This is a genomic window from Xenorhabdus yunnanensis, assembly GCF_028598805.1.
Taxonomy (GTDB): Bacteria; Pseudomonadota; Gammaproteobacteria; order Enterobacterales; family Enterobacteriaceae; genus Xenorhabdus; species Xenorhabdus yunnanensis.
The window spans coordinates 1-11,262 of sequence record NZ_JAQRFI010000018.1 but is presented as its reverse complement, the minus strand read 5'-3'; the positions used below and the strand labels follow the sequence as shown (position 1 = coordinate 11,262).

9 protein-coding genes are annotated in these 11,262 nt (G+C 41.1%); 5 read left to right on the top strand and 4 right to left on the bottom strand.

Going from position 1 to position 11,262, the window contains the following annotated elements:
• The first annotated feature begins 23 nt into the window (after positions 1 to 23).
• From PSI23_RS09495 to PSI23_RS09485, 3 genes are all read left to right on the top strand, one after another.
• The gene (locus PSI23_RS09495) at positions 24 to 887 is read left to right on the top strand and encodes a hypothetical protein (protein ID WP_273554865.1); all 864 of its coding nucleotides are present in this window, start codon (positions 24 to 26) and stop codon (positions 885 to 887) included.
• A gap of 311 nt (positions 888 to 1,198) precedes the next feature.
• The gene (locus tag PSI23_RS09490; RefSeq protein WP_273554864.1) at positions 1,199 to 2,182 is read left to right on the top strand and encodes a VENN motif pre-toxin domain-containing protein; all 984 of its coding nucleotides are present in this window, start codon (positions 1,199 to 1,201) and stop codon (positions 2,180 to 2,182) included.
• Complete coding sequence (locus tag PSI23_RS09485) at positions 2,169 to 2,393, top strand: hypothetical protein (protein ID WP_273554863.1); 225 nt, start codon at positions 2,169 to 2,171, stop codon at positions 2,391 to 2,393. Before PSI23_RS09490 ends, PSI23_RS09485 begins: the two co-directional genes overlap by 14 nt.
• 377 nt (positions 2,394 to 2,770) lie before the next feature.
• Here the strand turns inward: PSI23_RS09485 and PSI23_RS09480 are convergent, their stop codons facing one another.
• Positions 2,771 to 2,962 carry a hypothetical protein gene (locus PSI23_RS09480; protein WP_273554862.1) on the bottom strand — a complete coding sequence of 64 codons (192 nt, stop codon included), beginning with the start codon at positions 2,960 to 2,962 and terminating at the stop codon, positions 2,771 to 2,773.
• 391 nt (positions 2,963 to 3,353) lie between these two features.
• Between PSI23_RS09480 and PSI23_RS09475 the strand changes: the two genes are divergently transcribed.
• The gene (locus tag PSI23_RS09475) at positions 3,354 to 4,271 is read left to right on the top strand and encodes an integrase domain-containing protein (RefSeq protein ID WP_273554861.1); all 918 of its coding nucleotides are present in this window, start codon (positions 3,354 to 3,356) and stop codon (positions 4,269 to 4,271) included.
• Positions 4,272 to 4,601: 330 nt separating this feature from the next.
• Here the strand turns inward: PSI23_RS09475 and PSI23_RS09470 are convergent, their stop codons facing one another.
• The 3 genes from PSI23_RS09470 to PSI23_RS09460 are packed head-to-tail and all read right to left on the bottom strand — an operon-like array spanning position 4,602 to position 9,348.
• On the bottom strand, positions 4,602 to 6,773 hold the full coding sequence (locus tag PSI23_RS09470) for a DEAD/DEAH box helicase (RefSeq protein WP_273554860.1): 2,172 nt from the start codon (positions 6,771 to 6,773) through the stop codon (positions 4,602 to 4,604).
• A complete protein-coding gene (locus PSI23_RS09465; RefSeq protein ID WP_273554859.1) occupies positions 6,770 to 8,218 on the bottom strand; it encodes a Hachiman antiphage defense system protein HamA in 1,449 nt (482 codons plus the stop codon). The genes PSI23_RS09470 and PSI23_RS09465 overlap by 4 nt, the downstream gene beginning before the upstream one ends.
• Complete coding sequence (locus PSI23_RS09460; RefSeq protein WP_092520569.1) at positions 8,215 to 9,348, bottom strand: ComEC/Rec2 family competence protein; 1,134 nt, start codon at positions 9,346 to 9,348, stop codon at positions 8,215 to 8,217. Before PSI23_RS09460 ends, PSI23_RS09465 begins: the two co-directional genes overlap by 4 nt.
• Positions 9,349 to 9,896: 548 nt before the next feature.
• Here PSI23_RS09460 and PSI23_RS09455 point away from each other — a divergent pair.
• On the top strand, positions 9,897 to 10,802 hold the full coding sequence (locus tag PSI23_RS09455; RefSeq protein ID WP_373567315.1) for an SAM hydrolase/SAM-dependent halogenase family protein: 906 nt from the start codon (positions 9,897 to 9,899) through the stop codon (positions 10,800 to 10,802).
• Positions 10,803 to 11,262 lie beyond the last annotated feature (460 nt).

The window sequence follows — 11,262 nt, the reverse complement described above, 5'->3', positions numbered from 1 at the left end:
ATTTTGTTGTTGAGAATAACTATTTGTACGAAGACGAAAGCCGCCGTTTTGATAAAGAGTTGGCCGAGTGTAAGGCCAAAGGAGGGGACTGCGGTGCTGTCATTCAGAAGTATTTGGACATCAGCAATAAGAATAGTGCCGAATTAGAGGAAAAATGCAAAGGAGGCGGTATTACCTGCGTGACTTATGAAGAAATTATTCAAGCAAATACGAATGTGGCGCTTGATGAGGGATCGTTACAAATTCGATTGTCAGAGAAACTAAAAGATCCCGATGCCATCAAGATAGTGCAGTATTTGAATGGTAAGGATTTACAGTTTTTGAAGGATAATATTACCACTTCTAACAGAGTTGCCGCTGTTGCCTTAGATCCAACTTCATGGCCTGTGATGATCTTTGGTGGCAAGGCCATTATTAATGGAACTGGAGCAAAAGAGCAACTATTGGCTGCGGGAGTTTCTAGCGGAATGAACGCAGCAATTCAGTATGGTACTTCAGGAAATGTAACATTATCAGACGTGGTTGGAGCCGGAGCTGTTGGTTTAATTACCGGAGGAAAAGGATATACCCCAACCGTTAATTGGAACGCAGTAGGTGGTTATTATACGGCAGAAATTAAAGGTGATGATCCTTTCCTTGGAGCACTTATGGCAAAAGCTGGAGCAAGCATAGGTTATACAGGAACAGCGGTAATAAAAGTACCTATGGATAAGGTGTTAAACCCTATATCTAAACAGTATGAATGGGTGCCGACAGGTGTTTGGACAATTACGAAACCAGTAAAACAAAACCCAATACCAAATATAATAGGGAATACTGTAGGTAGTGCAACTACTGAATCAACGGTAAATAGTCTTTCTAAAAAAGAGGTTACAGGTGAAAAATAGGAAAAAAACGTGTATTCATCTAGTTATTTTATGTTGTTACTCATGTGTTTCTATTTTTCTTGCTCTTTTTATTGTTTTTTCTTTTATGAGTTGGTTGAGTCCAGCTTCCTCTAATAATTGGGATGATATAAAAAGTTATTTGAATAGAAATCTGTTTTTGTCAATTAAATTAGGATTAATGGGAGTACCCTTAGGAATAATATTGTGGATATCATATTATTATAAGAAATAAGCCACATTATCGCTATTGTGTATGAAGAAGTGATCCCGACCATATGGTCGGGATCACTTCTTGGTAAACCGTCAGCAACTTGTCCACACTGGCAGGCGGGATTGCCGCAGGACTGGCCACCAACTCTACCACAGGCGGAGTTGCCGGGGCACAGACAGCGAAGAATGCGATTGAGAATAACTATTTGCACGAAGACGAAAGCCGCCGTTTTGATAAAGAGTTGGTCGAGTGTAAGGCCAAAGGAGGGGACTGCGGTGCTGTCATTCAGAAGTATTTGGACATCAGCAATAAGAATAGTGCCGAATTAGAGGAAAAATGCAAAGGAGGCGGTATTACCTGCGTGACTTATGAAGAAATTATTCAAGCAAATACGAATGTGGCGCTTGATGAGGGATCGTTACAAATTCGATTGTCAGAGAAACTAAAAGATCCTGACGCCATCAAGATAGTGCAGTATTTGAATGGTAAGGATTTACAGTTTTTGAAGGATAATATTACCACTTCTAACAGAGTTGCCGCTGTTGCCTTAGATCCAACTTCATGGCCTGTGATGGTCTTTGGTGCAAAGGCGATGATTCAGGGGGCGAAAGGGAAAGAACAGCTACTTGCAGCAGGCGTCACCAGTGGTGTAAATGCAGCTATTCAATATGGCACAACAGGAGAAGTGAAGTTATCTGATGTAATTGGCGCAGGTGTTGTCGGCGCTATCACAGCTGGGAAAGGTTATAACCCAACCGTTACTTGGAATGCAGTAGGCGGCTATTACACAGCAGAAATCAAAGGAGATGATCCTTTCTTGAATGCAATAATAAGTAAAGGCGGAGCCAGTGTAGGATATGCGATCGGTAATACTATCAAGGTTCCATTCAATAAAATTTTTAACCCTGTGTCAAAAGAATATGAATGGCAACCTATAGGTATTTGGACGATTACAAGGCCTGCATCAAAAAGTTCCATTCCTTCTACCATGGGTAATTTAGGAGATTCAGCTGCATCAGGTTTATTTAATAGTGGTGTCGGAAGCGCTATAGAAAATAAGGAGAAACAAGGTGAAAAGAAATAAAACTAAATCGATCATGGTCATGTTGTATTTATCTTGTTCTTTTTTTCTGGCAGTGTTTCTAATGTGTATAATGTTTCACGTACTTGGTTATTGGGTTGGTGGTGGAAAAGAAATTTTTCATTTCATTAGCGATAATATTGGAATGTATCTAAAAATCAGTACGTCAGGATTTCTGGCAGGTTTTGTGTTTTGGTTGTTTGGTATTCGTTAGTTAGAGGGGATCAAATCTTATTACCACGTGATTATCACTTCGCTATGACGGTGCTATCAGTGTAGTGGTATAAGGACTCGGGCATCTCACAAGCCTGTCTAAGTTATAAACAGAGGAAAATACCATTGTTTATCATGAAAATAATGATATTTTCCCCACAATTCATCATCAAACAAAAATTTGACCCCGCTCAACCTAATCGATAAGGTATTAACTGTTACTAATGATCCATTGCCTGTAAGGATCAGCGTTAAGCGGCGAAGTAAAAACTCCCGTAGCCTGAAAGGGAGTGCATGCAATGCGGTACATCTGCGCACTTTTGGAAGCAGATATCATCAGACCAATAACCCACGGTTGGTGATGAAAGTTTACCGGTGTTATTCGCCACCGGCTACCCACACAACAGGGCAGAACATTCTCTGTCTCAGGCTGAACGTTACCATTTTAACCGGTACAACATTCACCCACATTTTGCATTTATCACGATAAACGTCCCGAATATTGCGCGGCGTCACTTGTGTTAAAGCGCAGCGTTTACCAAGTGACGCCGCAAAGCGGCAAACGTCCATAGCCCATCCGGTCTGGCTTTATGACCGATTTGAATCCCACATTACTCAGTGAAACCACGTAAAACAGACTATTAACCACCCTGTTGTCTGATGGATAAACGATTGTCCTATCGGATTTTCAACCCACTGCCTGATTGCAGGCTGATGCAGTAAAAATTAAGGAGAAATGAATCACGTCAAGATAATGAGGCGTTTATCCTGAACTGATCAGGCCCTGAACGGGGAGCATGTCATCGCTGTGCTGAGCACGTCGCGAGCTCCTGCAATAACTCAACACAATCCCGCCCTGCTACACATTGTCTGACGCACCACGGAACGGTGAATCTGAACCGACACGCAGGGAATTGTTTTAAAAACGACTAAAAATGAAAAAGTAGCAAGAGAGGCGGGAATGGCGCAGGGATCGACACGTTCAAAGGTTGAGCAGTTCAGAAAAGCCTTTATCACGCATGCCCGACAGGCGGGCGGAAGTTTTGTTACGGTGGCGGATCGTGAGCGTATGGCCCGGCAGTTCCTTGATTATTTGAAAAACAATGGCATCAAACTCCGGCAAATGGACAGTCTGAAGGTGAAATATATTGAGCGCTATATGGCTGAGCGCAAAGTCAACAATATCAGTCACCGGACACTGCAAAATGAAATGTCGGTGCTGCGAGCCATTTTAACGCAGGCCGGAAAGCACAAGCTGGCTGATCCCGAGAATGACCGTCTGAGTAACCGGGCATTGGGTATCGCTGAGACGAGCCGCAAGGGAACAAAAATTGCGCTGACACCGGCTGCATTCCGGGACATTTTTCAGCAGGTGGAGCAAAAAGACCGGAGCGTGGCAGCGGTGATGCAACTGGCTTATGTGCTGGGGCTGCGCACCAAAGAAGCGGTCGAAGCCTACAAATCGTTAGCGACCTGGAAGAAAGCGCTGGAAAACGGGCATCCCTCCGTGTGGGTGGTGTTTGGCACCAAAGGCGGGCGACCGAGGCAGACGGTCATACTGGATCGGGAAGCCCTGCAACATGCCATTGCCTACGCCGAGCGGGAGCAGGCAGGGCATAGCGGCAAACTGATTGATAAACCGACTATTACTCAGGCTATCGACCGTTACCGCTATATTGTCAGAAGTGCGGGACTGCACGGCAATAAAGCGCCACACAGTATGCGTTATCATTTTGCTCAGCAATCCGGGGAGCATTATATAGCGCAAGGATTCAGCGAGCGGGAAGCGCTGGCGCTGGTGTCGATGGATTTAGGGCATGGTGACGGGCGCGGACGTTATATTAAGCAGGTGTATTACCAGAATATTGAGGGCGAATAAGTTGTATTGGAGCACACACGGTCTGCTGCTCTGGTCATTGGAATATGAGCAAAGCAACCTTGAATCTTAGGCGATTATTCATATGTTACCGCTAACTCACTTCTGGACATAAATGAGTTACAGAGCTTACCCTTGTTTGGTTAGTTCTAATGAGAAAAAGTAAGTCAAAGCTCAGATGGTAAAAGGCAAGACATGATGCTATTGTCCTGAAAATCAACAATAGCATCATGAAACTCTCAATAACTTGGATATATAGATAGCCTCAGTAGTAAAATTGTAACAAGTAGGTCTGGCAACTTGCCAGCCCACCTAAATCGAATAGATTACGAACTACATATAGGATAGTGCTTTCTTAACAAACCCTAACTCATACTCCGATAAGTATGGATATGATTTTTCATCTGACGCAATCAAAAAGTCAATTACTGAGTCTATGCTATCTATATCGGCAATTTTGTTTTTATTATTCTCGACAAACTTCTTAGCCACTTGATTTGGTATCCCAAACTCTTCCAACGAGTTTATTGCTGCTGGATAATAGAAGTTCTCAAGTGAGGCCGCAAAAGGTTTATAGTCACCAAAAGGATATTCAAACCTCTTAAATATCACCTCCTGAACATCACTTATAGCATATATTATTTTAGGAAGATTATAGTTGACTAGATTTTTCTTGAAATTAAATACTGCTTGAACAGAATCATCGACACTATAAGATTTATCCCGTCCATTCCAATAACTATAATTCTGCAGAATTAAATCTTTATCATCAACTTTGTTTATTATATCTAATAATTTCCTATGCAATTGACTCGCAGAGCGAACCGTACCGCCACCCATAGAGGATATATTGAAATGCTTGAACAAAATATTAGACAAATGCCGTAGCTCCACGGATGTTGGATAAATACTATCCCAACACATCAAGCTATTCCAAGCATTACATTTTTCTATTAGCTCTTCCGCTAACTTTATCAATTGGTTAGGGTCAATACCTTGGTGCTTAAGCAGTAATGGCATTGGAAGAACTTTTTGATCATAGAACTTCTTAACTCTGCCTTTATTCTCTTCATTAACATCTGCGCCTAGGTGAAGTAACAAAGACTCTGATGCATTTTCACTTTGAGTTACAACGGGCATATCAATAAACGGAAGCTCCACTTGCGGTTTATCGCCAAATATATATACATTTCCAACAAAGTGCTCAAACATTCTACCCGAACGTCCAGATATGTTGTTAAAAGTAAACATATCTAGCTTTGTTTTCTTTGTGATGCAGTCATCATATATAACAATATTCTTAGCGTTAGTATTCACACCCTCTATCAGCGTGGAAGTGCAAACAAGAATATTGATTTTTGATTCATTAAATAGATCGACTATTAAAGCACCTACTGCTCTTGGAAGCTGAGCATGATGATATGCGATACCATGTTTCACTCCATCAACCAAAGACCAATCACTGTGGAAGTTCTCAGCCAACCAAGTAGCAAGGTTGTCATTTGTATCATCTGCCGTCAGCAGGCCTGCGCTCAAAAGACGATACATCAATGAACTAACTCGTTTGGGTGACTTACAGTAAATTACCGTTTGTTCTTTTCTACCTATTGAAGTCAATATGGAATTCAATATCCCATCTCTCTCTTCATCGACTAGAACATCTTTCCCCGTCGTTTTGAGAGGATAGTAAAATTCATTGGTTGCAACCGTAGCGTACGAATCGAATTTAAGGAACGTACATCTTAGTTCATCTTCAATACCAGAAACCAAGCCGTTAATCTTAGGACCCAGCATGTAGAATCGCTTGCATTTCGCATATAACGCTCTAAATGCTAGGTTTAAACGGTCACACCTTTCATCATCTTTACTTACTGGAGCAAGTTTGTAGAACTCATCAATGATAAAGAAATCGACCGAATCCAAATCACCATATTCCAAAACCCGTTCTTGAGTAAGAATGAATACATTCCTTTCGCTAGGTTTCTGCGATACCTGAGTAACTATTTTGTATTGTTCCCTATACTTAAATAGTTTTTTCTTCAACTCATCAATTAGAGCAATCGTTGGCACAACTATTACGATATTGTTGAATTCATTGCTAGCAACAAGCGCTTCAATTATGAGGCTTTTACCAAAGCTAGTCGGAGCACTAAGAATAACATTCTCACCACTCATTATTCTATGGAATACTTCAGCTTGGCGGATATGAAAAGTTTTCTCTTCATCTTGAGGAGTAGTGAAGATGCTACGTCTAAACTTATCTTTTGATGTGTTACTTTCTTTATCAACGTATGGATATAGACCTAACTCACCCAAAATATGATCCAAAATAAAGCCACAAGGCATTTCATCTTTTCTTTCCAACGCCCTAATAACAATATCTTGAACCAATGATTCATTGGAATGTTCATTGTATTTATTTATCAATGATATCAAAAAGTTATCCCATTCAGTGAATGATGGATCATTTAGTTTATTCTTTGAATCTTGATACCAAGCACTCATGAGTTTAGCTCCTCAAGTAATGCACCATTTACTTCATTGACATCTGACACTGGAAAATAAAATACTCTTAAGTCGAGCAAATCAATTACGCCTTCATCAAACCCTGCTTGCAACAGCCCTCTACAATTTGCAACTTTCTCGTTGAACAAGTTCAAGAAATTACTTTTATCATAATTTTTAATCAGTTCACTATCATGCATAATGAATATAGGAATGATAATTTTGTCAAACCTTTCATCTAATTCCAGACTTGAGTTTGCTAGCCTTTGTAGCTTCTCTTTACGAGGCCATGATTCATCTATTTCAGAGGTGAGAGTGAACAGTCTGTTTTTAAGTGATTTTATATCCATAATATATTCAACACGTTCAATAGCTGACTGAACGGCTTCTTCAATGTTAGTTGTGACGGCGGAGGCTCCAATCCATAGCTCAATACTGTCAAAATTAAGTACGGCGTGAGTACATGAAAAAGTCTTATTATTTACATCAAAAACCTTGTTCATCACAGGAATTGTCGAGTAAGACTCACGGATCGCGATATGCAAACAGAGATCACCTAGTGCATTTAAGTCATCTGTTGGATAGTGAGACCTCGCGTACTTGAATAGGCTTCTGCTTCCTCCAGTAAAATTGGCTTTTTGCTTATGTGATAAACAGTAATCGATAATCCAATCGTAAACAGTCTCCGTAAAGTCACTGATATTCCACCACTCCATCGTAAAGCCGATATCAATACCTTTAATGTTGGGAAGGCCTACATTACAGTTAATACAGTACTTAAATGGAGATGCAGGAAAGTCAGGAGCTTTATAACCGATGCCCTCTTGAACCGTTATCTCTACACCATGATTATAAACGATTTTCTTTAGTGACGCGTCTCCTAGAAAGTCTTTCGCAGATACCGCATACAGAGTATTACCGCCCTGCTGAACCAACAAAATGCCTAAACAACGGCCATCATGTATCACTGGAGAGCCAGACATACCGCTGTACTTACTAACCGTGTCAGATTGTGAAACCTCAAAGCTGTATTCACGGCTCGTCATGTGCTCAAACGTGTTCGTCACTTTGACTTTGATTGGAGCGGGATAATGTTCTTTTTCTACTGGGTAACCGCAAGATTTCACATCACTATCCAAGTTCACGCTCGTCGCATACAAGCCCAAAGAACTTGTTGTAGTTCCATCTGGTAATTTCAGGACTGCAACGTCGAGATCTACATTGCTGTAGATGCATTCAGCTTCAATATGCTGTCCCTCTGCAAAAGAGTCACTCGTTAAAAATACTTTTACTGAAGTTGCATCCTTTACGACATGATTCGCCGTTAGTAGCAAATCCTGTTCGATAGAAAAACACGTCCCGCGCTTTGTTCCACCACCAGTAAATGAAGTCTGGAGGATATATATAGAATCGAGCTTAAACTCTTCCAATGCCCCTACTGTCATAGTTCAACCTCGCAAGAGTTCATTAGTAACTTTATTGATGGATAACTTGCATTCAGCTCGGTCACAAACCAATCAGGTATCGTTTCTAGCTCGTAGTTGAGGAAAATTTCAGTCTCGAAGTCGGCATTCACGAGAGCAATTCTGGCTAGTGTTTCTAAGTTTGGATGACCGTGGGATTTACCATTTGTACTAATCAAGTACTTGTTACATTCAATGAGTCTTAACAACTCTAAGCTGGTGTTGTTTTGACTCCCGTGGTGCGAGATTTTTACAACATCAACTTTGATTTTCTCTAGTTCTTGCTGGTCTAGCCAAGATGTAACTACTTCAGAGTGACAATCACCCAAGTAGAGAATCCGTTTACCATCCGATTCAATTAAGAATGAAAAACTGCTTCTGTTTGTTGGTGAATCATCATCGTCAAAAGGTGTGTTAGCTAACGTCTGAATACTGCTTTGTTCTGTGGATGAAATTTCGTGATTGTTAGGGACTGGCTCTCTAACATTGCTCGCGTACTGCTCAAATGCATCATAGTAAGACTTGCTTATAATCCGAGGTCTGATGTTCCGCTCTTCCAGCTTGTCTTCCCAGATTCTCTTTAGTTCACTTAGAGAGCTGTGCACGGGACCAATGAGAGTGAATTTTAAAGAGCCAATGTCAAAGCCCTCACATTTCTCTCTGTATAGAGCTTCACCATCAACTACGTCATTGCACTTGATCCCATTGCTAGAAATCACATACGACAACGACGTGCCCTCAGAGTACCCAATTGGTTCCTTATCGCCTACATCAGAGCATTCTTCCGATAAGGCCTGTAGCTTAACGTCTGCACGCTGATCAACTTGACCATCTTCTGCAAGTTGACCAAATAGTTGCTCTGCACCATTAAAGTAAACCTGTTCGATACTTGGACACTCAGGATGAATCAACAACTTGATAATTCCATTTACATGGTCGTTATCGATGTGAGTGACAATTAGCGAGTCAATCTTATCAACCTGTCCAACAATCTGTTTTTTCCAGTTATCAAAGGATTGTGCAGTGCCACCGTCAATTAAGATGAATTCAGACTCCGTTTCAATAGAAACACAGTCACCGTTATCAGCTTTGTGCATTCGTATTTTGAGCATTATCTCGTTCTATCACCTAGATAAACTAATAACATATTACCAGTTTTATGCTGTAAGTGAATGATGTTTAATAATTATTCAACAAACAACTTCTATCTGTGTGACTTCGGTAATATTGGTGTATCAAAGCTATGAACACTCAGTATCTGTAGGCAATAGACCTCCCGCTAGAGTCAAGTTTTGTATCTTGAGCATCCATTAGTTCAGGTATAACGAAATCACTCCCAAGTAACTTGCTCTTATATAGGACTAACAAATTTTGGTGCAAAAGCGAGTTAGTTGTACCAATGTGATTACCAAATAAGACTCGATCTGACACTATTGATGATCTGAGCTAGACCTAATCTGATGAGATGGACGCCCCGTATGGCATCAAATGTACCAAAATGAAATAAATATATTGTGAGATCTCTGACTTCGACTGACAGATCATTTTTAGCTATTTAAATTGAACGCTTAAAGGTGTTTACTGTTCCATTGTTCCCAAAATCCCTATGAACTGTATATTTTGTCTCCCGTTATTAAATGAAAAGGATTCAGTTATGGATATTCGAACTACTCTCCGGGCTGCGAGTCTTTCTCTCGCTCTTGTAAGTACGGTTACTGTTGCCAATGAAGCCCTGGTGTTTCAGACAGATTTCGGCCTAAAAGATGGGGCAGTATCGGTTATGAAAGGGATATCTTTCAAGGTGAATCCTAGCCAGCCTATTTATGATCTAACACATGAAATTCCACCTTATAATATTTGGGAAGCTTCATATCGCCTTTACCAGACTTTACCATACTGGCCCAAAGGGACTGTCTTTGTAAGCGTGGTGGATCCGGGAGTGGGCACTGACAGGCGCTCAGTGGTTCTCAAGACACAGAGTGGTCATTACATAGTCTCACCGGATAATGGAACATTGACCTTGGTAGCTGAACACTTTGGTATTGAATCTGTACGTCAGATTGACGAGAAGTTCAACCGTGTACCTGGCTCTGAAAAATCATATACTTTTCATGGACGTGATGTATACGCATATACTGGGGCACGACTTGCTTCAGGTATTATTAGCTATGAACAGGTGGGGCCGCTGTTACCAAATAAAGTAGTAAAGATCCCTTATCAGACTGGTGTAGCTGAAAGGGATGGAACTCTTAAGGGTACTATTCCAGTTCTAGATGTACGGTTTGGTAACGTCTGGAGTAATATCAATGACAGCCAGGTCAGTAAGGTAGGTATTCACAAAGGGGATAAGGTCTGCATTAAAATAAGTGAAGGGGATAAGATCCGGTATGAAGGCAAAGCCCCATATGTCAGCAGCTTTGGTGAAGTTCCTGAAGGTCAACCTTTGGTGTATCTCAACAGCCTGCTACAGGTATCGGTAGCACTCAATATGGATAACTTCGCTGCCAGATACCAAGTGCAGTCTGGTGATAACTGGCGCATCAGCCTAAAAAAGTGCTCAGATTAAAGGGAACTGGCAACTACACAAAATGCTAATTAAGGTCTGGGTTTTCCACTATATTTACATGCACCTTTGATTACTTAACCCATTACTGGTCTGGCGCAGCAGGTATTCCCGTGGCGAACGGTCAGTACACTGTGCAGATGCTGCCCGCTCAAAGAATCTCGGGCAGTTTTGAGCGAATAGCCGACTTAACTTAACACATTACTATGGTGCAAACTTACGTTGTGTTTCGGTTATGCACCATAAAGCCAATTAGTTGAGTCTTTCTTATTAACTCTTTTAATTAGTCATTAGATTTTCTAGGTGACCCCATCCAGTTTAACTTTTTTAACAGGAGTAGTGTGCAACACATTTTGGGGCATAAATGATTTAGACAAACGACCAGAACGGGTCACCTCGTATTGACAGCCTCTCCCTGACTCCCCCAAAATCCCGTCGTGCTCCTGACATTATTTTTTGTCCT

Bases quoted from the DNA above. Each gene is read 5' to 3' on its own strand.
- PSI23_RS09480 (WP_273554862.1), bottom strand. From the start codon at position 2,962: ATGGACGTTTGCCGCTTTGCGGCGTCACTTGGTAAACGCTGCGCTTTA.
- PSI23_RS09465 (WP_273554859.1), bottom strand. From the start codon at position 8,218: ATGACAGTAGGGGCATTGGAAGAGTTTAAGCTCGATTCTATATATATC.
- PSI23_RS09460 (WP_092520569.1), bottom strand. From the start codon at position 9,348: ATGCTCAAAATACGAATGCACAAAGCTGATAACGGTGACTGTGTTTCT.
- PSI23_RS09475 (WP_273554861.1), top strand. From the start codon at position 3,354: ATGGCGCAGGGATCGACACGTTCAAAGGTTGAGCAGTTCAGAAAAGCC.
- PSI23_RS09470 (WP_273554860.1), bottom strand. From the start codon at position 6,773: ATGAGTGCTTGGTATCAAGATTCAAAGAATAAACTAAATGATCCATCA.